Genomic DNA, 19,875 nt, shown 5'->3' on the forward strand with positions numbered 1-19,875 from the left:
TCCTGTTCGCTTTCGCCGAGACTCTCTGGAATCGGCTCACCGGCGGCCGGGCACTGCCGTGGGACCTGAGGGCGCACGACTCGTCCGGCAGGGTCGTTCTCCGTCGACGGAGTTGACAGTCGCGACAGTCGACGGGATTGACGACCGTCGGGCTCAGGCCCAGTGGTTGGGGCGGGTCAGCAAATCGGGAAGCGTGGTCGCCGAATCGCCGATCGCCGCGTTGATCTGGAACTGAGTGAGAAAGATACTGCCGCGGAGTTTTGCACCGCGAATGTCGGTGCCGCGTAAGTCTGCACCGATCAGATCGGCTCGATCGAGATCGCAGTCGCGGAGGTCTGCCCCGATCAGATAGGTCCCGCGAAAGTTGGCCCCGCGCAAATCGGAACCATGAAAATTGGCTCCGATGAGGTCAGCGCCGCGGTGGTCGAGTTTGCGACCTTTCTTGCCCGAGACAGGGGAGCGCACAAGGTCACTCGTCTGCAAGAGCAGTGTGTTGACTGCCGCTCGGCGTGCTGAGACGTCAACGGCTTGAATCTGCGTCGGAGTGCCATTGGTCAGGCTTTCCGTCTCTGCGAGTGCAGCGTCGAGTTCCTGTCGAATCGAGTGGGTTTGCTTCAGCGAGCGGGCTTCGGCGAGATACCAGAGCAGTTCGTGCAATTGGCGTACGACAGGGAAGGTTTCGTACATGTCCGACGCTGTCTCCGTCGCGTCACGCCAGCTGACGCCGTTGAAGGTCTGTTGTGAAACCTTCTGTCCCGCACCGAAACAGTCGTAGACGGTGCAACCGGTGAAGCCCTTCTTTCGCAATCCGGTGTGAATGCCGCAACGGAAATCCTGCTGCAGGTTCTTGCAGGGGTCGCCGGCATTCTTGTTGGTCGCGAAGTCGGACGACTTGGAAAAGGGGAGTGCGACGCAGCACAGGCCGAAGCAACTGCTGCAATCCGCGAGCAGATTGGTCTGGCCGGCAATCACGCGTACTCCCGATCTTTGGGTTGGACGGAAAGTGTGTCTTCGGGTTCGTGGGTCTGTCAAACGAAATTGCGTGGTTCGGCAGCAAGAAGTCCAGCGACTCCGAGGTCGTATCCCGCGCATATTGCGGGGTACCAATCCGGCAGGCGTGAGTCCGGACCACGCTCGTGAAGTAGGTCGAAAATCGGGTGGACCGCCCAGCTCGCTGCAACCAGTCGCCGTGCGTGGGTACTCGACGGCAGGACAAGTGCGCCGACGAAGACGGCAACAGTTGCGGCCATTGCACTCCATTCGCGGGTGGGAATGGAGGCGTCAACCGCGCGTCGTAACCGGGCCTGTCTCTGTCGAGCCCGTCCCCGACGAGCCCGTCCTGGTCGAGCCCGTCCTGGTCGAGCCACGGGGTAAACGGCCGCCGCAACCATGAGGCCGGCGGCGTACGAGGGCGTTCGGTGGCGAGGCATCCACTTTTTCACGGGGGCGTCGACAAGCACACTGAGCACCAGACCAGTACCTGCTGCGATGATTCGACCATGCGTCGAGGTAGGCATTCGTCGACAGTATCGCCGCTCGGCGATGGATCTCGGCGAATAAAAAGTGGATCTCGGCAAAAGAAAAGTCCCCGACCAAAACTGGTCGGGGACTTCCCTGGCGGAGGATAGGGGATTTGAACCCCTGAGGGCGTTAACCCAACCCGCGTTCCAGGCGAGCGCCATAGGCCACTAGGCGAATCCTCCGTGGAGCAGCATACCCAATTGCGAGCGCGAAGCGTTAAACGGGTACCTGACCTGCGAAGAACCGGTAGATCTCGGGGTTCGCATCTCCGCCCCGGTAGGTGGTGTGCAGCGGCCGGCGAAAGCCGTCTACACTGTTCATTGGATCCCGCGCGGCGCGCATCCTGTGAACTCCCCCAGGGCCGGAAGGCAGCAAGGGTCAACGGGCTCTGCCGGGTGCGCGGGGTCCTCTATTTTTTTCACATACCCGACCCCGCCTCGTCGGTGAAAGGCCGCTCCGGATGCCTATCCAAACCCAGATCGGGTTGATGAGCCATGAAGAACTCACCTCCGAGCATGAGAGCCAGAGCGCGAAGTACACGCAGCTCCAGGCGCAGAAGCTCGCACTCGATCTGACCCGCGGTAAGCCTTCCCCGGAACAACTCGACCTTTCCGCAGAGCTGCTGACGTTGCCCGGCGACGGTGATTTCCGAGACGGAAGCGGAACCGACTGCCGTAACTACGGTGGACTCACCGGTCTGCCGGAACTGCGCGCCATCTTCGGCGAGCTGCTGGGTATCCCGGTTGCGAACCTTCTCGCCGGCAACAACGCGAGCCTCGAGATCATGCACGACAACGTCGTGTTCTCCCTGCTGCACGGCACACCGGATTCAGCTCAGCCGTGGGCGCGTGAAGAGAAGATCAAGTTTCTCTGCCCCGCACCGGGCTACGACCGACACTTCGCGATCACCGAGTCCCTCGGTATCGAGATGATCGCGGTGCCGATGAACCATGACGGACCCGACGTCGTCAAGATCGCCGAACTGGTCGCGTCGGACCCGCAGATCAAGGGCATGTGGGCTGTTCCGGTCTACGCGAACCCCACCGGCGCCGTGTACTCCGAAGAAATTGTCCGGACGCTCGCGTCGATGCCAACAGCCGCGCCTGACTTCCGCCTGTACTGGGACAACGCGTATGCCGTGCATCCGCTTGTCGGCGAGACTGCGCCTTCTTACGACATTCTCTCGATGGCTGCCGAGGCCGGACACCCCAACCGTCCGCTCGTGTTCGCGTCGACGTCCAAGATCACTTTCGCCGGCGCGGGTGTGAGCTTCTTCGGTAGCTCGGCGGAAAACCTTGCCTGGTACCAGAAGTTCCTCGGCAAGAAGAGCATCGGACCGGACAAGGTCAATCAGCTTCGCCACCTGCGTTTCTTCGGCAATGCCGACGGCGTTCGTGCGCACATGGAGAAGCATCGCGCGTTCCTGGCACCCAAGTTCGAGCTCGTACTGCGGATCCTCGAGGATCGCCTCGGTGCTTCGAAGGTCGCGTCCTGGACCGAGCCGAAGGGCGGATACTTCATCAGCCTCGACGTGGTCGACGGCACGGCCAAGCGGGTCATCGAACTGGCGAAGAACGCGGGTATCGCGCTCACCGCGGCCGGTTCGGCATTCCCGTACAGCACAGATCCGGATGACCGGAACATCCGGTTGGCCCCGAGCTTCCCGTCCACGGCTGAACTCGACGTTGCCATGGACGGCGTGGCTACGTGTGTCCTGCTCGCAGCCACGGAATCGCGTCTCTCCGAGATCTGAGCGCTCGAAGCGGCGTGCCCGGTCGGTACTTTTGGTCTCGTCTTGTACCGTTCGGAGCATCAATTCCCGACATAGGGTGTAAATCCCGGAGGTTGAAGTGACGGGCGCGATCAACGCTTCGGATGGGCCTTCTTTCGAGGCGCACACCGCGAACTCGGAGTCGGTCATCGAAGCTGACATACCGCGACGCAGCCTCCGTGTCGGTGTTCTCGGATTCTCTGTGCTCAGTGTTCTGGCAGTCGCGTCCGTGCTGATGGTTCTGTTCGCCGTGCCGATGAATACGCGGTACTGGGGGATCTTCGAAAATTTCCTCGATCTCGACGTCTACCGCCACGGCGGCAGCGTTGTGGTTCAGGGCCTTCCGTTGTACGACGGGCCAGTCCTGAAAGGGATGATGTTCACGTACACACCGTTTGCGGCTCTGCTGTTCACGGTATGGGCGGTGCTCTCGCTTCAACAGGCGATCGTCGTGTGGACGGGTTTGAACATCGCTGCGTTGTTCGCAGTGATCGTGTTGTGCTGGAAGTACCTCGGTTATCGGCTCGACGTTAAGGCGTACGCCGTGAGTGCGTTGGCGACCATGATCTTTCTGTTCATGGAACCGATACGTACGACGCTCTGGCTCGGGCAGATCAACATCTTCCTGCTGCTCCTGATCGTCTGGGACCTCGGTCGGGACGAGAAGAGTCGGCTCCGAGGAATCGGGGCAGGCATTGCCGCCGGTGTGAAGCTGACTCCGGCCTTCTTCTGGGCATACCTGTTCATCACGCGCCAATGGCGCGCGTTGGTGACGGCCGTCGTGACGTTCGCAGCGACCGTTGCGATCGGCTTCGTCGTGATCTACAACGACGCATACAAGTACTGGACCGGCACTCTTGTCGACAGCGAACGCGTCGGGCCGACGGATGCCCCGAGCAATCAGTCCGTGTCCGGTTTGATCGCTCAGCTCACTCACACTCCGACGCCGTCGCGGATTCTGGTCCTCGTTTTCAGTGCGCTGGCGGTATGCCTCGGACTCGGCGCGGCGTGGGTTGCTCACCGGCACGGCCAGAAATTGCTCGGCCTCACCATGGCAGGTTTGACGGCGACCACTGTCTCGCCGTTCTCGTGGGGACATCACTGGGTGTGGTTCGTGCCGTTGGTCGTTCTCGCAGCGCACTACGCGATCGTGTCGCAGAAGCGTTGGCCGTGGGTAGCGCCTTTTGTGTTCCTGCTTCCCGTACTGAACTGGTCTCACACCTGGTGGGATCCGTCGGTCATTCCCGGTACGGATCGCTTCGTCGGAATGGGCCTGTTCATGTTCGTGCCGCCCGAATATCTGCGGATCCCGACCGTCGGCGTCTACCTCTGGGTCTTCACGGTTGCCGCGGTCTCGACCTTGGTTCTGTTCGGCTGGAAGAAGTGGAAGATTCCGGCGCCGGATGCACCGGCGCCGGTCACAACTGCCGCTTGACGTGGCAGTATCGGACTCATGGCACTTCATCTGAACCTTGTCGGTGACCCCGAAGCTGATGCCCTCCTCGCCGAAGACCCGTTGGCGTTGTTGATCGGAATGCTTCTTGATCAACAGGTTCCGATGGAAACGGCCTTCCTCGGTCCGAAGAAGCTGGCGGATCGGCTCGGCGGCATCGACGTCAGGCGAATCGCCGACATGGACACCGACGAGTTCATCGCGATCTGCGCCGAGCCTCCGGCTGTGCACCGATTCCCCAAGTCGATGGGCGAGCGTATCCAGCTCATGTGCCAGTTCGTCGTCGAGAACTACGACGGCGACACCGCGGCGATCTGGACTTCGGGAAATCCCGACGGCAAGGAAGTGCTGAAGCGGCTCAAGGCCCTGCCCGGTTACGGCGACCAGAAAGCCCGGATCTTCCTGGCGTTGCTCGGCAAGCAGATCGGCGTCGAGCCGAAAGGTTGGCGCCAAACTGCCGGCGACTACGGGCTCCAAGGTTCGAGGCGCTCGATCGCAGACGTGGTCGACGAACAGTCTTTGCTCGAGGTCCGCGAGTTCAAGAAGGCAGCAAAGGCCGCGGCGAAGGCCGACAAGAAGTAGGCCGCTGTCAGGATTTCCGGGATCCGCTCGCACGCACCACTTTCATCAGGTCGCCTGCGGGTCCCTCGAGCTGACGCGGCGGACGCCACACTGCACGTAGGGATCGGTCGAGATCCAAGCCTTCGACGGCTACGACCCGAAGCTCTCCCTGCTTCACCTGGTCCTCGACGGCCAGCGTGCTCAGTACCGCCGGGCCGACGCCACCGAGCACGCTGGTTCGAATCGCGGCCGAACTACCCAGTTCCAACAAGGGTGCACCGCGCTCGTATTCGTGCAACGCCAGGTCGAGAGTCGTTCTGGTTCCCGATCCGGGCTCACGCACCAGCAGCGGTGTTGCTGCCAGTTCGGCGACGTTCAGCGGCTTTCGTCGGCGCGCCCATGGATGATCCGGATGAACGACCACGACCAGCGAGTCACGCGCGACGGTGACGCTGGACAGGCTCTTCGGAACGGTCGGTGACTCGACGAATCCGAGGTCACACATTCCTACCCCGACGGCTTCCAGGACGCGGGTCGAGTTGTAGACCTGAAGGTGGACGGTGACACCAGGATGTAGTGATCGAAAGGTGCCGAGCCAGGCCGGGATCAGATGTTCGGCGACGGTCATGCTGGCACAGACGGTCAATTCCGCGGATCGCTCGGTCCGCATCCCTTCGGCGACGTCGAGAAGCTGGGTCGAGTTGGCGAGGACGCGGCGCGCCCAATGGACGATGACGGTCCCCTGGGGTGTCAAAGTCGCCCCCGTCGACCTTCGGTGTATGAGGGGCATCCCGATCTGCCGCTCGAGGGCTTTGACGGCGCGGCTGGCATTCGGTTGTGCGATGTGAGCCAGACGGCTTGCAGCACTGAGGCTTCCGTGGTCATCGATTCCGACGAGTAGCTCGAGAGTGGTGAGGTCGGGCCACCTTCTGGTCATGCAGACAGGCTATACCCAGCATCTATTCCATATCGATCTGATATGTCGTGATGGTAGAAATCGCCCTACCGGAGCGATGGTGGCTGAAGGACGCTGGATGAGTGAACCGTGATGTGAAGTCCGTGGCCGAGAAACCCGCAGTCGCCCCTTCGTCAGAAGTACGACGGTGGTCGAGCGTCGCTGCATTGGTGCCCGGAGTTGCGTTGTGCGCCTTGGGTGCCACGGTCGCGCTGGTAGCCGGTCAGTTCACCTCCGCCGTGAGTCCGCTGCTGATTGCGATCGTGGCGGGTGCGGTGTTGGTGAATACTGTTGCCTTGCCGGTGAAACTCCAACCTGGCCTGGCATTCTCGGCAAAACGACTACTTCGAGTGGGCATCGCTCTGCTCGGGCTGCAATTGATGTTCTCCGACATCATCGGTTTGGGCTGGGGAGTGATTGCCGTTGTGGTGGCGATAGTGTTCCTCGGTATCGCCGGGACCATGTACGCCGGAAAGCTTCTCGGATTGAGTTGGACGCAGCGAATCCTGATCGCCTGCGGCTTCTCGATCTGTGGCGCTGCCGCTGTGGCTGCTGCGGACGGTGTGGTGAATGCGCGGGAGGAAGAGTTGCTCACCGCTGTTGCGTTGGTGGTGATCTTCGGAACTCTGATGATTCCGACAATCCCATGGTTGACCAACGCTTTCGGTATGAGCGAGATTGGCGCAGGCATGTGGGCCGGTGGGTCGATCCACGAAGTCGCGCAAGTAGTGGCTGCCGGCAGCGCTCTCGGCGCTACCGCGTTGGGTGTCGCGACCGTCGTGAAACTTGCGCGCGTGTTGATGTTGGCGCCGGTCATGGCGTTTCTGAGCATCCGGCAACGCGCGATGGTCGACAACACTGCCATCACCAAGCGTCCCCCGCTGATTCCGTTGTTCGTCGTGGCATTCATCGGCTGCATGGGATTGCGCTCCACCGGAATGCTGCCGAATGAGCTACTCGGATTGGCGAAGACCGTGCAAACGGCGCTGTTGGCTGCTGCGATGTTCGCTCTCGGGCTGGGGGTGCGACTGAGCGTCATTCGTGGAGTGGGCGCCCGACCATTCGTGCTGGCCGCGATTTCCACCGTGTGGGTGGCGACGATCGCCTACGTCGGAGTCGTGCTGGTCAGCTGATCGAGCGTTGAGTCCGCCACGCGCTCGGGCTCATCGAGAACTGAGTGCGAAACCAGCGCGAGAAACTGCCCTGCGTCGAAAATCCCAGGTGCACCGCCACTTCGGTCAACGAATAGCGAGAGTTGGAGACAAATCGTTCCGCGAGGGTGCTTCGAACCGAATTGAGAACGGCGGTGAACGTATCTCCGGATTCGGCGAGGTGACGGTGCAGCGTTCGCCGGTCGAATCCAAGGCTGCGTGCCACCTGCTCGACAGAGCAGCGACCGGTCGGAAGCAGAACTTCGATCAATTCCTTGGTGCGGCTGAGGGTATCGGAAGTTTCCGAGGCGGGAAGCGAGTCGAGGAACTGGCGAGCATACGGCCGGAGCAACTCATCGGACAGTTGGTTTGCCGCATCCAGGTCAGCGGCGAAGAAAACGATGCCGGTGAACTCGCGATCGAATTCCACCGTGTCGCCGAGGATCCGTCGATGCGTGCTCGCGTGCTTCGGAGCATGGTGTGTGAATCCCACGCTGACCGGTTGCCATCGAGAACCCAGGAAACTCCGCAGGATCTGCAGCGTCGCGCCCACCGCGAGTTCGACGCTCTGTCTGGTGTCGACCGGTTCGCCGACCTCGAGCGCGATGCGCAGGGTTGCGAGTCCGTTGACCTCGTTCAGTCGAATGCGCAGTGACTCGTTGTACGTGTGCTCGTATCGCATCAATACGTCGAGTGCGCTCCTGACGTCTGGTTCTTCCCTGATGACCAAGCTGAGGGGGCCGAGATTGGACAGTCGACGCAGGCCGGCGAGTAAGAGTCCGAAGTCTTCGTGCCCGGACTCCGCTGCCGATCGCTCCAGGAGCGATGCGATCGAGGCGGCCGGAACCCATTGGTCCGGGTTCGCCAGGCTTGCCGGGCTCAGGCCGACACTTCGCATGAGGGCCACAGCGTCTACGTCCACCGTTCGGCACAGGTCGACGTATCGGTTCAGTGATGCGTAGCGGGCGAGTGGCTTCATGGGCCCCCCTTTACTCGATGTCCCGAAATGTTGTGTTGTGTGTCTCGTCAAGTTAAGCATGTGAGCCGGATCTCACATAGTTTTGTTCACATCAGTTCGGCACGACCACGAAGTCGAGCACCGACTTCTGGAAGTTGTTGCGTACGAATGCAGCTCGACGCAATCGAGTCGAGCCCGCCCACAGAATTGGAGAGCATTGATGGCAAACGCCATTCGGTTCCACGAGATCGGCACACCGTCCGTCATGCGTTGGGAAGATATCGAGGTAGGACGACCGGGTGCCGGAGAGGTTCGGGTTCGTCATGAGGCGGTGGGGTTGAACTTCGCCGACACCTACTTTCGAAGTGGCCTCTATCCTGCGCAATTGCCGGCCGGGATGGGGGTCGAGGGCGCCGGCGTGGTCGAAGAGATCGGCGAGGGAGTCGTCGATTTTGCAGTGGGGGACCGCGTGACCTACACCGGCAGTCCGCTGGGCGCGTACGCCACGGAGCGGATCATGGCGGCGTCGGACCTGATCGCTCTACCCGATGGCATTGCCTTCGACACCGCGGCCGCCATGACGATGCGAGGATTGACCGCCGCCTACCTTCTGCGTCGTATCTACCCGTTGAAAGCGGGGGACACCGTATTGCTGCATGCTGCGGCCGGTGGTGTCGGACTGATCTTCACCCAGTGGGCAAAACTGTTGGGAATCAAAGTGATCGGCACGGTGTCGAGCGACGAGAAGGCGAACGTTGCCCGTGCGCACGGGTGCGATGAAGTCGTCGTCTACACCCGCGAGGATGTCGTCGCACGTGTCAAGGAGATCACCGGGGGCGTGGGGGTGCCGGTTGTCTACGACAGTATCGGGCAGTCCACCTTCGACATCTCACTCGATTCTCTCGCTCGACGCGGTCTGCTGGTGTGCTTCGGAACGGCGTCCGGACCGACTCCGCCGATTCAGGCAATGCAGTTGGCAGTCAAGGGATCTCTCTTCGTCACACGTCCGGCACTCGCCGATTATATCGCAGATCCCGAAGAACGTGCCGAATTGGCGGGGGAACTGTTCTCGCACGTCGAGTCCGGGCGAATCAAGATCGAGATCAACCAGCGATACCCCCTCGAAGATGCGGTGCGCGCGCACCACGACATGGAGTCCGGTCGCAGTATCGGTTCCTCCGTCTTCTCCGTCTGAACCGAAACAGCGCTTCCCAGAGGAATTGTCATGACCAACACTGCAACGCTGACAGAAAACCTGCTCTCGTCGACCAGCACGATCCGCGTCGAGAAATTGACCTGTTCGATCGGGGCAGAGTTGTCCGGGGTGGATCTCGGCGAGGTCGCGCGAGATGATGCACTCTTTGCCGAAATCAAGGCATTGCTGCTCGAACACAAGGTTTTGTTCTTTCGCGACCAGAACTTCTCCAGAGCCGAGCACGTAGAACTTGCCCAGCGATTCGGTGAACTCGAGGATCATCCGGCGCTGGGCAGCGACCCTGACCACCCGGGCCTGGTCCGCATATACAAAGACCTGGACAGCCCGCCGGAGCATTTCGAGAATGCGTATCACTGCGACGCCACCTGGCGCGTGAACCCGCCGATGGGATGTGTACTGCGTTGTGTGGAAACACCTCCTGTCGGCGGCGACACGATCTGGGTGAACATGGCACTCGCCTACGAGAATCTGCCGGCCCGGGTGAAGGAGCAGATCAAGGACCTGCGCGCCAGGCACAGTATCGAGTCGACTTTCGGCGCTCGGATGCCGATCGATCAGCGGCATCAGCTGAAGGAACGTTTCCCCGACGCCGAACATCCCGTGGTACGAACACATCCGGAGACCGGCGAGAAGATTCTTTTCGTCAACTCGTTTGCCACACACTTCGTGAACTACCACACGCCCGAGAACATCCGCTACGGAGTCGATTACGCCCCCGGTGCCGGAAACCTGCTCAGCTACCTGGCCAGTCAGGCCCAGATTCCCGAGTATCAGGTTCGGTGGCGCTGGACCGAGAACAGCGTCGCGATCTGGGACAACCGTTCGACACAGCATTACGCGGTGCAGGACTACTGGCCCGCGGTTCGAAAGATGGAGCGCGCCGGAATCATCGGCGACACACCGTTCTGATCTCTCTTCTCAGCCCCGAAGAAAATTCATTCACTCGATCGGAGTCACGCTATGCATTTCCACGACGATTCACTGTTCCCCGAAACCCAGGACAAGCTTGTCATCACCGTTGCTCCCTACGGACCGGAGTGGGAGCCGGACGATTTTGCAGAAGACCTACCGCTGTCGATGGACGAGCACGTCCAGCAAGCCGTCGACTGTTTCAACGCCGGTGCCACCGTTCTACACATCCACGTGCGTGAACTCGACGGCAAGGGCTCGAAGCGTCTGTCGAAGTTCAACGAGCTCCTCGGCCGCTTGCGTGAGGCCGTTCCCGAGATGATTTTGCAGGTCGGCGGCTCGATTTCGTTTGCCCCGGAGGGGGAAGGCGCCGATGCGAAGTGGTTGTCCGACGACGTGCGTCACATGCTTGCGGAATTGGAGCCCGCACCTGACCAGGTGACGATCGCGATCAACACCAGCCAGATGAACATCATGGAACTGATGACCGACGACGACATCGCGGGTACGTCGATGCAGCGTCCGGAATTGGCGGACACGTATCGGGAAATGACCGTGCCCGCCGGTCCGGAGTGGGTGGCAGAGCACCTGCGGCGGCTGCAGGCCGCCGGAATCCAGCCGCATTTCCAGTTGTCGAGCATTCCGCAGCTCGAAACGGTGGAGCGGTTGATCCGACGCGGCATCTACACCGGCCCGGTCAACCTCACGTGGGTCGCAATCGGCGGCGGCTTCGACGGACCCAACCCGTACAACATGATGAACTTCGTGCAGCGCGTTCCCGACGGTGCTTGCCTGACGCTCGAAACGCTGATGCGTAGCGTCCTGCCGGTGAACACGATGGCGATCGCGATGGGCTTGCACGCTCGATGCGGCAACGAGGACACCATCTGGGGCCGCAAGGGCGAGAAGATGACGTCGGTGCAGCAGATCGAGCAGTTGGTGCGCATTGCAGGCGAATTGGGCCGCGAGGTGGCTACCGCGAAGGAAGCTCGGGACATCTACCGGATCGGTGAGACGTATGCCGACACCGACGAGACGTTGGCGAAGTTGGGTTATGCACCCAACCGCCGGATCGGCCAGCTGGGATTCACGCAGCACGCCTGAGTCCGCACCCTCTCGTACAACAGCTTCGGGGGTACGAACCGCACCCTCTCGTACCCCCCGAAGCCCCCCGGTCTACCTCGAGTACTCCTAGGAGAGTCATGGGACTGCAAGCTCCCGCCACACCACGTGTGGACACCGCGCTCGGAATCGGCGGACGACGAAAGTTCTACCCGTGGATCGTTTTTGCCCTGGCTTTCGGTCTTCTACTCTCGGACTACATGTCGCGGCAGGTACTCAGTGCGGTCTTCCCGATCCTGAAAGCGGACTGGGATCTTTCCGATTCGCACCTTGCCTCCCTGAGCAGCGTGGTGGCATTGATGGTCGGGCTGTTGACGTTCCCGTTGTCGCTGCTCGCGGACCGTTGGGGGCGCGTCAAGAGCTTGATCCTGATGGCCGTGTTGTGGAGTGTCGCGACGTTGCTGTGCGCTATCGCTCAGACCTATGAACAGATGCTGGGTGCTCGGTTCTTGGTGGGTGTCGGTGAAGCGGCATACGGCAGTGTGGGTATCGCCGTGGTGCTCAGTGTGTTTGCGCCCCGAGTGCACGCAGCTCTCGCCGGCGCCTTCATGGCTGGTGGATCGTTCGGTTCGGTCATCGGTGTGGCAATCGGTGGGTTCATCGCAGTTCAGTTCAGTTGGCGGTGGTCTTTTGCCGCCATGGCGATCTTCGGCCTGATTCTAGTTGCACTCTTCCGGGCCCTCGTCACCGAGAAGAAGCTCACCGCCTATGCCGTCGAGGCCGCTCCGGACGCTGCCGGGGAAGTGGCGAGACACGACGGTTTTCGCGCGCCGGTGTCATCGCTGTTCACCAATCCGGCCGTGTTGTTCGCCTACATCGGTGGTGGTCTCCAGATGTTCACCGCCGCTGTGCTTCTGGCGTGGCTGCCGAGCTTCTTCAATCGCTACTACGATTTGGCCCCGGACAAGGCCGGCGTCACGGCTTCCGTGTTCGTCCTCCTGGTCGGAAGCGGGATGGTGGTCTGCGGGTTGATCACAGATCGGTTCAGCCGAGACGATTCGGCGCGCAAGTGGACCACCGCTATCGTCTACTGCGCAATCTCGTTGGTAACGCTGAGTGTTGGGCTCCGGTTGGGCACGGGGACAGCGCAACTCGTGTTGCTCGGCATCGGTGCCTTCTTCTCCGCCGGTTCGTCGGGGCCGACGGCAGCGATGGTCGCGAACCTTACCCATCATTCGATTCGAGCGTCGGCCATGGGAACGCTCACTGTTGCCAACAACCTTCTGGGGCTGGCTCTCGGTCCCTTCGTAGTCGGCATTCTCGCCGATCACCTGGGTCTTCTCGGCGCGCTACAGCTTTCACCTTTCGTCTATGTCGCCGCAGCCCTCGCATTGGTAGCGGGCAAGCGCGCTTACCCGGCCGGAATGAGGCGGCTGGCGACATTGCAGACACGGCCCGAGGTCCCCGGCACCACTGAAGTAACAGACGTTGGGAGTTCCTGATGAAAAAATCACCCACGGTAGTAATAGTTCCCGGTTTGCGCGATCACGTCGAGGATCATTGGCAGACTCACCTCGAACGCAGCTTGGACAATGTTTTGACGGTTCCTCCCCTCGAGGCCGACAAGCTCAGCCGCGATGCCAGGGTTGCGGCATTGGACGAGGTGCTGACGAGTGTTTCCGGGCCGGTGGTCCTGGTCGCGCACAGCGCTGGAGTCATGACCGTTGCCCACTGGGTAAAGGCGCACCCTCGAGAAGTCGCCGGTGCCCTTCTGGTCACGCCCGCGGATCTCGAACTTCCCCTGCCCGAGTCCTATCCGTCTCTCGAACAACTGGACCGGAACGGGTGGCTGCCGATCCCGCGCCAGCGTTTGCCTTTTCCGAGCACGGTCGCGGCGAGTCGGAACGATCCCCTCGCCGGATATCGCCGCGTTGTGGGTTTGGCTGAAGGATGGGGGAGTCGCTTGCTCGATCTGGGTGACGTCGGACATCTCAACCCGGCGTCCGGATACGGGAATTGGCCGCGCGCGGAATCGTTGGTGCGGGAACTGCTCGAAGCGGTGTCGCAAGTGGATTCCGAGGAGCAGGAGGAACACAGTCATGCTTGACCTTGCTGTTCTGCTGGAAGATTCGGCCCGGCGATACCCGGAACGGGATGCGCTTGTTCTCGGGGAAACGAGGCTGACGTATGCGCAAGTCGACGTCTACGCGAATCGTATCGCCCATCTGCTCGTCTCGCGGGGTGTCGAGCCAGGTGACAGGGTGGCGTTGTCCTGCCCGAACGTTCTCGAGTTTCCGATCGTCTACTACGGCATTCTCAAGGCCGGTGCCGTCGTCGTTCCCTTGAACATCTTGCTCAAGGGGCGCGAAATCGCCTATCACTTGGCCGATTCGGAAGCAAAGCTGTACTTCTGTTTCGAGGGAAGTCCCGAATTGCCGATCGCCGAGTACGCCATTACCGGGTTCGAGCAGAGCGAGAGTTGTTCTTCCTTGATCGTAATCAGTGCCGAGCCGGGCGCATCGTCGTCGATCCCAGGAGTCGAGACTCTAGGCGAAGCACTGGCATCCGTGCCCGAAACGCAAACACCTGCAGCTGCGGTTGTTCGTGAACCGACGGACACGGCTGTGATTCTCTACACCAGCGGCACGACCGGAAAACCCAAGGGCGCCGAACTCACTCACTGCAACATGGTCTTGAATGCACTGTCGACCAACCGGTTGTTCGAGAGCGCTCCGTCCATGCACGAGCGGTATCTCCTGACTTTGCCACTGTTCCACTCGTTCGGCCAGACAGTGACCATGAATGCGGGAATCTGCGTCGGTGCCACGTTGGTGTTGATGCCACGCTTCGATGCGACCGCGGCACTCGAGATCATGGAACGCGAAAAGATCTCTGTCTTCGCCGGCGTCCCGACGATGTACTGCGGGTTGCTCGGCGTGCTGGACGAGGTAGTGAGATCCGGGGTGGATGTCGAGACCGTTGCACAGAACATGCGGTGCGCGATCTCTGGTGGCGCAGCGCTTCCCGTCGAAATCCTGACGCGATTCAAGGAACGCTTCGGGGTTCAGATCCTCGAAGGGTACGGACTGTCCGAGACCTCTCCGCTGGCCTTGTTCAGTGACCCCGAGGGTGATCCCCGGCCCGGTTCGATCGGCGTGCCGATCTGGGGCGTCGAAGCGAGGCTCGTCGATGACTCCTGGAGCACGATCACCGGCCCCGACGAAGTGGGAGAGTTGGCCATTCGCGGGCACAACGTCATGAAGGGCTATTTCAATCGACCGGAGGCGACGTCGGAAGTCATGTGCGACGGATGGTTTCGCACCGGGGATCTGGCACGGGCCGATACCGACGGAAATTACTACATCGTCGATCGCGCGAAGGACATGATCGTGCGAGGTGGATTCAATGTCTACCCGCGCGAAATCGAAGAGGTTCTGCTCGCTCACCCGGCCGTCTCACTCGTAGCGGTCGTCGGGGTGCCGGACCCGAGTCTCGGCGAAGAAGTTGTCGCCTTCGTGATCCGAGAGCCGAGTGAAGCGGTCTCCGAATTGGATCTCGTGGCATGGTCTCGGGAACAGATGGCCGCCTACAAATATCCGCGCCGCATCGAGTTCGTGCCTTCGCTCCCGATGACGGCAACGGGCAAGATTCTCAAACGTGAACTGAATCAAACATTTTCGACTGTCTGAGGAGATCGATGACTGACGTTCGAGCTAGTGAAGGCTTTCCCGTCACCCAGGCCATGAAGGATTCGGGTGGCTGGAATCCGTTGTGGGACGGGCTTTCGGAGCTGGATCCCGAGTGGACCGAGCTGTACATGAAGACGGCAATGCAGCCCTGGAACAGTGGGGTGCTGTCACCTCAGGTGATCCAGTTGCTGTGTATAGCCGTCGATGCGGCGAGCACACACATGTACGCCCCCGGTGTGCGACGCCACATTCGCGCCGCGCTCGATATGGGAGTGACCCCGAAGGAGATTCTCGAGGTGCTGAAACTGACCACCGTGGTCGGGATTCATTCCTGCAACATCGGCGTACCGATCCTGATCGAGGAAATCGCGAACACCCAGTGAAGTTCGAACACCCAGTGAATCGCGAAGACCGGTGAGGGCGGTCAGTCTCGCTCGCGGTTCTCCCGTTCCTCACGCTGACGCTGCAGGAACGGGCTGGGGTTTTGTCCACCGATCGGGCCGTGGCCGAGGACTCCGTGCTCGTAGGCGGACTCCGCGTGCAGGGCAACGTCGATGCCGCGGGCCTCGTCTTCACGCGAAATGCGGAAGCCGAAGGTCTTGTCGATGAGCCTTCCGAGACCGTAGGTCACTCCGAAGGCATAGAGCGCGACCACAACGACACCCACGAACTGCTTACCCAACTGCGCGAACCCACCGCCGAAGAACAAACCTTCCGGACCGCCCGTCATCACGGCCGTCGCGAGGAGCCCGATCAGCAACGAGCCGACGATTCCACCGACGAGGTGCACGCCGACGACGTCGAGGGAGTCGTCGTAGCCGAGCCTGTGCTTCCATCCCACGGCGTACGAGCAGACGATGCCCGCGATCAGGCCGATGACGAGCGCACCGAACATGTTCACCGTTCCGCACGACGGGGTGATCGCGACCAGACCGGCGACGACGCCCGAGGCCGCGCCGAACGTTGTGGGGTGTCCGTCACGGTTCTGTTCGACGAACAGCCAGCCGAGTAGTCCGGTACAACCGGCGACGAGGGTGTTGAGGAAGATCTGCGAGGCCATACCGTCGGCGGCAAGGGCGGAACCGGCATTGAAGCCGAACCAACCGAACCAGAGCAGGCCGACGCCGAGCAGGACGAACGGCAGATTGTGTGGACGCATCGACTCGGCCTTGAAACCCATCCGCTGGCCGAGGACCAGGGCCAATGCCAGACCCGACGCTCCGGACACGATCTCGACCACCAGGCCACCCGCGTAGTCGAGTGCTCCCATCCGGGCTAGCCATCCCTGCGGATTCCACACCCAGTGAGCGACGGGGACGTAGACGAGCAAGGACCAGATGGGGACGAAGATCATCCAGGCGGAGAACTTCGCTCGGTCGGCGATCGCACCACTGATGAGTGCTGCAGTAAGGATCGCGAACGTCAACTGGAAGGTTGCGAACAACACTTCCGGAACGTTCCCGTGCACGGTCGACGGGTCGATTCCCGCCATTCCGACGTGCTCGAGTCCACCGATGATGCCGCCGTGATCGTCGCCGAACACGAGGCTGTAACCCACGAACAACCAGGCAACAGTGACGAGTGCGATCGAGACGAAGCTCATCATGATCATGTTGAGGACGCCGGTCGAGCGGACCATGCCGCCGTAGAACAGTGCGAGTCCTGGCGTCATCAGAAGTACCAGTGCAGTACTGACGAGCAACCAGGCAGTTGCTCCGGCATCGATGGTGGCGGGCACAGTTTTCTCCTCACGCACACGGACCAGCCCGCATGCACGGAACCCACGATGCGTGCGTGCGGTTTCCTACGCACTGCGATTGTGTTGCGAACATGTTTCGAGAGAAGTCGGCGTTGCACCCGCACCGGACCACCTGTCGTGGGTCGCCGGTAGTCTTTGCGCGTGGCCCTGTACCGGAAGTATCGACCCGCGTCCTTCGCCGAGGTGGTGGGGCAGGAGCATGTCACCGCACCGCTCAGCACGGCCCTCGACACCGGACGCATCAACCATGCCTATCTCTTTTCCGGCCCACGCGGTTGCGGAAAGACGTCGTCGGCGCGCATCCTCGCGCGTTCGCTGAACTGTGAGCAGGGCCCGACGTCGACGCCGTGCGACGTGTGCGACTCGTGCGTTTCGCTGGGCCCGGGCGGTACGGGCAACCTGGACGTGACCGAACTCGACGCCGCAAGTCATGGTGGTGTCGACGACACCCGAGAACTCCGAGACAAGGCGTTCCACGCACCGGCTGCTTCTCGCTACCGCGTCTTCATCATCGACGAGGCGCACATGGTGACGGCGGCAGGCTTCAACGCGCTGCTCAAGATTGTCGAGGAGCCACCGGAACACCTCATCTTCATCTTTGCGACGACGGAACCCGAAAAGGTTCTCCCCACCATTCGTTCGCGTACACATCATTACCCGTTCCGCCTGTTGGCGCCGTCGACCATGCGCGGACTCCTGGAGAAGATCTGCGCCCAAGAGGGCGTACCGGTCGAGCCCGCTGTATATCCGCTGGTCATCAAGGCCGGCGGCGGTTCGCCTCGTGACTCGCTGAGTGTCCTTGATCAGCTGCTCGCGGGAGCCGGGGAAGAAGGTGTCACGTACCCGCGCGCGCTCTCTCTTCTCGGAGTCACCGACGTCGCGCTCATCGACGAAGCAGTCGACGCTCTGTCCGCCAGTGACGGAGCCGCCTTGTTCGGCACTGTCGATCGCGTGATGGACGCCGGTCACGACCCGCGCCGATTCGCGCTCGACCTTCTCGAGCGTCTGCGTGATCTCATCCTGATGCAGGCTGTTTCCGACGCCAGCGAACGAGGATTGGTCGACGCACCCGAGGCGGAGCTGGTCACGATGCGTGAGCAGATCCAGCGGGTCGGCCCGGCCACACTGACCCGCTTCGCCGAGACGGTCCATGCCGGACTCAGCGAAATGCGTGGGGCGACGGCGCCGCGGCTGCTGCTCGAAGTGATGTGCGCGCGGATGCTGCTTCCCTCTGCCTCGGACACAGAGTCGGCTGTGCTGCAACGGCTCGAGCGCCTGGAACGGGGTATTCCGGCTGCCGGAGTCTCGCCTGCCCCTGCTGCACGGGCCGCAGTAGCGTCGGCGCCGACCGTGCCGCCGCTCGAACCGGAGATTGCTTCCAAGTTCCAACGGCCCTCGCAACGTAAGGCCGAGCCTGAGGCACATCCGGAACCAGCCGCCCCTGCTCCCGCGGCGGCGCCGCCGGTTGTCGAGGCTCCTGTCGTCGAACCTCCGGTGGCGGCAGTTCCAGCCGTCGAGCCCCCCGCCGTCGAGATCGTGGAGCCGCCGGTTGCCGAACCGCCGGTTGCCGAACCGCCGGTTGCCGAACCGCCGGTTGTCGAAGCTCCTGTGGTTGAACTACCGGCTCCAGCTCTTGTCGAAGCGGAAGAGCTGATCGGGCTTTCCGAGCCGGAACCCGACTACGAGCCCGAGCACGACGAGCCGGTGGTTGCCGAAGCGGCGCCGGTCTCGGCGGGCCCGACAGTCGAGACGCTCCGCGAATCGTGGAATACCTTGCGAAACAAGGTCAGTGAACGAAACAAGGTTCTTCCGGCCATGCTGTCCGCTGCGACGGTTCACGACGTGCGTGGCCATGTCGTGGTCATCGCTCACGGATCGCCGGTTCTCGGTGCACGTGTGACACAACCGCACAACGCGGCGGTCATCTGCGAGGTCCTTGCCGAGATGTTCGGTGGCACTTGGCAAGTCGAGTATCAAGAAGGTGCGCCGCCCGCGCCCGCCGGGTCGAGCGCACCCAAGGCGGCAGAGGCTTCGACTCGCCCTGCCGCCGCGCCGCGATTCTCGCGCCCCAGTCAGGAACGCGCAGCGCAGCAGCCCAAAACTCCGCAGCCTCAGCGCGGAGATTCGGACGACATTCCGCCGCCCGAGGCTCCTGACTATCCGGAAGACCCTGGACCGGCCCCCGCTCCCGAGGTCGACTACGAGGCAACTCCTCCGCCTGCAACGCGTGAGGACGAGGACGAAATGTTCGCGGAGGCGGCTGAGCCCGCCGATCCGACTGCCAGGCGTGATCCCGAGGACGTTGCAAAGGAACTGCTCAAGGACGTCCTTGGAGCCCGCAGACTCGAAAGTTGAGTCGCTGACGCGTCGAGTGCGGGTGGAGCGACGGTCAGAATGCCTCGGGACCGGCTGCGTGATCGAATTGTTATAAGTGCGCTGTCGTTGCTTTTCGCGGGCGTCTGGAGCGCAGTCACTCGGCCAGTCAATGCTGAAAATGTCATTTCCGGTTTGCTGGCACTTTCGTACGCTCAGTTTCACTGTAACGAAACTCCGATTCGTACGATGATCGCCGAAGAATATCTGAGAATTCTCGCCAATCGGCCGACGTTCGATCGATATTGCTAGCTCTCAGCGTGTCACGAATGTTCAGATTGACCGTCAAGATGTTTGTTTTGTGTCGATCGACCAATTGGGGACATTCGGCGAATTGGCCACATATTCGGCATTGTGCCAATTCAGTGAGTGTTCAACTGCATGTTTGCCGAATGTCCGGCTTGGAAGACTTCGGATGCTGGATTGAGTGCGGATATTTCAACCGGCGTTTGACGTCGAGTTAAGCAAACAAGTAACCCCAAGTTACAGCTAATCTA

17 protein-coding genes, 1 tRNA gene and 1 other RNA gene are annotated in these 19,875 nt (G+C 61.6%); 13 read left to right on the forward strand and 6 right to left on the reverse strand.

What is annotated here, in order from left to right:
* Positions 1–153: 153 nt before the first annotated feature.
* The 3 genes from QM716_RS23660 to QM716_RS23670 form a co-directional block, all read right to left on the reverse strand.
* Positions 154–972, reverse strand: coding sequence for a pentapeptide repeat-containing protein (locus QM716_RS23660; RefSeq protein WP_283306574.1), 819 nt, complete (start codon positions 970–972; stop codon positions 154–156).
* Positions 973–1,028: 56 nt separating this feature from the next.
* Positions 1,029–1,250 (reverse strand): hypothetical protein, encoded by a 222-nt coding sequence (locus tag QM716_RS23665; RefSeq protein ID WP_283306575.1) that lies wholly within the window; start codon positions 1,248–1,250, stop codon positions 1,029–1,031.
* 365 nt (positions 1,251–1,615) lie between these two features.
* Positions 1,616–1,703 (reverse strand) — tRNA-Ser (locus QM716_RS23670).
* A 136-nt stretch (positions 1,704–1,839) separates the two neighbouring features.
* Here QM716_RS23670 and ffs point away from each other — a divergent pair.
* The 4 genes from ffs to QM716_RS23690 all read left to right on the forward strand — a co-directional run bounded on the left by ffs (position 1,840) and on the right by QM716_RS23690 (position 5,327).
* Positions 1,840–1,939: signal recognition particle sRNA small type (gene ffs, locus QM716_RS23675), an RNA gene on the forward strand.
* Positions 1,940–1,981: 42 nt separating this feature from the next.
* Positions 1,982–3,274, forward strand: coding sequence for an aspartate aminotransferase type Ic (locus QM716_RS23680; protein WP_283306576.1), 1,293 nt, complete (start codon positions 1,982–1,984; stop codon positions 3,272–3,274).
* Positions 3,275–3,371: 97 nt separating this feature from the next.
* Positions 3,372–4,727, forward strand: coding sequence for a glycosyltransferase 87 family protein (locus tag QM716_RS23685; RefSeq protein WP_283306577.1), 1,356 nt, complete (start codon positions 3,372–3,374; stop codon positions 4,725–4,727).
* An 18-nt stretch (positions 4,728–4,745) separates the two neighbouring features.
* The gene (locus tag QM716_RS23690) at positions 4,746–5,327 is read left to right on the forward strand and encodes an HhH-GPD-type base excision DNA repair protein (RefSeq protein WP_283306578.1); all 582 of its coding nucleotides are present in this window, start codon (positions 4,746–4,748) and stop codon (positions 5,325–5,327) included.
* Between the two features lie 7 nt (positions 5,328–5,334).
* Here QM716_RS23690 and QM716_RS23695 read toward each other — a convergent pair whose 3' ends face one another.
* Positions 5,335–6,243 carry a LysR family transcriptional regulator gene (locus QM716_RS23695; RefSeq protein ID WP_283306579.1) on the reverse strand — a complete coding sequence of 303 codons (909 nt, stop codon included), beginning with the start codon at positions 6,241–6,243 and terminating at the stop codon, positions 5,335–5,337.
* A gap of 101 nt (positions 6,244–6,344) precedes the next feature.
* Between QM716_RS23695 and QM716_RS23700 the strand changes: the two genes are divergently transcribed.
* Positions 6,345–7,394 carry a YeiH family protein gene (locus QM716_RS23700; protein WP_283306580.1) on the forward strand — a complete coding sequence of 350 codons (1,050 nt, stop codon included), beginning with the start codon at positions 6,345–6,347 and terminating at the stop codon, positions 7,392–7,394.
* On the opposite strand, the gene QM716_RS23705 is transcribed toward QM716_RS23700, so the two are convergent.
* A complete protein-coding gene (locus QM716_RS23705; protein WP_283306581.1) occupies positions 7,387–8,391 on the reverse strand; it encodes an AraC family transcriptional regulator in 1,005 nt (334 codons plus the stop codon). The two genes, QM716_RS23700 and QM716_RS23705, sit on opposite strands and share 8 nt — an antisense overlap.
* 199 nt (positions 8,392–8,590) lie before the next feature.
* Between QM716_RS23705 and QM716_RS23710 the strand changes: the two genes are divergently transcribed.
* The 7 genes from QM716_RS23710 (at position 8,591) to QM716_RS23740 (ending at position 15,629) form a co-directional block, all read left to right on the forward strand.
* Positions 8,591–9,565 carry a quinone oxidoreductase family protein gene (locus tag QM716_RS23710; protein ID WP_283306582.1) on the forward strand — a complete coding sequence of 325 codons (975 nt, stop codon included), beginning with the start codon at positions 8,591–8,593 and terminating at the stop codon, positions 9,563–9,565.
* A 30-nt stretch (positions 9,566–9,595) separates the two neighbouring features.
* Positions 9,596–10,495, forward strand: coding sequence for a TauD/TfdA dioxygenase family protein (locus tag QM716_RS23715; RefSeq protein ID WP_283306583.1), 900 nt, complete (start codon positions 9,596–9,598; stop codon positions 10,493–10,495).
* A gap of 51 nt (positions 10,496–10,546) precedes the next feature.
* Positions 10,547–11,599 carry a beta-keto acid cleavage family enzyme gene (locus QM716_RS23720; protein WP_003943988.1) on the forward strand — a complete coding sequence of 351 codons (1,053 nt, stop codon included), beginning with the start codon at positions 10,547–10,549 and terminating at the stop codon, positions 11,597–11,599.
* A gap of 98 nt (positions 11,600–11,697) precedes the next feature.
* Positions 11,698–13,059: an MFS transporter gene (locus tag QM716_RS23725; protein ID WP_283306584.1), complete on the forward strand. Its 1,362-nt coding sequence runs from the start codon at positions 11,698–11,700 to the stop codon at positions 13,057–13,059.
* Positions 13,059–13,664, forward strand: a complete 606-nt coding sequence (locus QM716_RS23730; RefSeq protein WP_283306585.1) for an RBBP9/YdeN family alpha/beta hydrolase — start codon at positions 13,059–13,061, stop codon at positions 13,662–13,664. The genes QM716_RS23725 and QM716_RS23730 overlap by 1 nt, the downstream gene beginning before the upstream one ends.
* Complete coding sequence (locus tag QM716_RS23735; RefSeq protein WP_283306586.1) at positions 13,657–15,246, forward strand: long-chain-fatty-acid--CoA ligase; 1,590 nt, start codon at positions 13,657–13,659, stop codon at positions 15,244–15,246. Before QM716_RS23730 ends, QM716_RS23735 begins: the two co-directional genes overlap by 8 nt.
* A gap of 8 nt (positions 15,247–15,254) precedes the next feature.
* Positions 15,255–15,629, forward strand: a complete 375-nt coding sequence (locus QM716_RS23740) for a carboxymuconolactone decarboxylase family protein (protein WP_283306587.1) — start codon at positions 15,255–15,257, stop codon at positions 15,627–15,629.
* A 41-nt stretch (positions 15,630–15,670) separates the two neighbouring features.
* On the opposite strand, the gene QM716_RS23745 is transcribed toward QM716_RS23740, so the two are convergent.
* Positions 15,671–16,984: an ammonium transporter gene (locus QM716_RS23745; RefSeq protein WP_283306588.1), complete on the reverse strand. Its 1,314-nt coding sequence runs from the start codon at positions 16,982–16,984 to the stop codon at positions 15,671–15,673.
* A 162-nt stretch (positions 16,985–17,146) separates the two neighbouring features.
* Between QM716_RS23745 and QM716_RS23750 the strand changes: the two genes are divergently transcribed.
* Positions 17,147–19,360, forward strand: a complete 2,214-nt coding sequence (locus tag QM716_RS23750) for a DNA polymerase III subunit gamma and tau (protein WP_283306589.1) — start codon at positions 17,147–17,149, stop codon at positions 19,358–19,360.
* The last annotated feature ends 515 nt before the right edge of the window (positions 19,361–19,875 follow it).

The organism is Rhodococcus sp. IEGM 1409 (genome assembly GCF_030056735.1).
Taxonomy (GTDB): Bacteria; Actinomycetota; Actinomycetes; order Mycobacteriales; family Mycobacteriaceae; genus Rhodococcus_F.

Excerpts from the sequence above, each read along its gene's own strand:
- QM716_RS23735 (WP_283306586.1), top strand. The coding sequence starts at position 13,657 with ATGCTTGACCTTGCTGTTCTGCTGGAAGATTCGGCCCGGCGATACCCG.
- QM716_RS23710 (WP_283306582.1), top strand. The coding sequence starts at position 8,591 with ATGGCAAACGCCATTCGGTTCCACGAGATCGGCACACCGTCCGTCATG.
- QM716_RS23690 (WP_283306578.1), top strand. The coding sequence starts at position 4,746 with ATGGCACTTCATCTGAACCTTGTCGGTGACCCCGAAGCTGATGCCCTC.
- QM716_RS23730 (WP_283306585.1), top strand. The coding sequence starts at position 13,059 with ATGAAAAAATCACCCACGGTAGTAATAGTTCCCGGTTTGCGCGATCAC.
- QM716_RS23715 (WP_283306583.1), top strand. The coding sequence starts at position 9,596 with ATGACCAACACTGCAACGCTGACAGAAAACCTGCTCTCGTCGACCAGC.
- QM716_RS23725 (WP_283306584.1), top strand. The coding sequence starts at position 11,698 with ATGGGACTGCAAGCTCCCGCCACACCACGTGTGGACACCGCGCTCGGA.
- QM716_RS23740 (WP_283306587.1), top strand. The coding sequence starts at position 15,255 with ATGACTGACGTTCGAGCTAGTGAAGGCTTTCCCGTCACCCAGGCCATG.
- QM716_RS23695 (WP_283306579.1), bottom strand. The coding sequence starts at position 6,243 with ATGACCAGAAGGTGGCCCGACCTCACCACTCTCGAGCTACTCGTCGGA.
- QM716_RS23680 (WP_283306576.1), top strand. The coding sequence starts at position 1,982 with ATGCCTATCCAAACCCAGATCGGGTTGATGAGCCATGAAGAACTCACC.
- QM716_RS23720 (WP_003943988.1), top strand. The coding sequence starts at position 10,547 with ATGCATTTCCACGACGATTCACTGTTCCCCGAAACCCAGGACAAGCTT.
- QM716_RS23665 (WP_283306575.1), bottom strand. The coding sequence starts at position 1,250 with ATGGCCGCAACTGTTGCCGTCTTCGTCGGCGCACTTGTCCTGCCGTCG.
- QM716_RS23705 (WP_283306581.1), bottom strand. The coding sequence starts at position 8,391 with ATGAAGCCACTCGCCCGCTACGCATCACTGAACCGATACGTCGACCTG.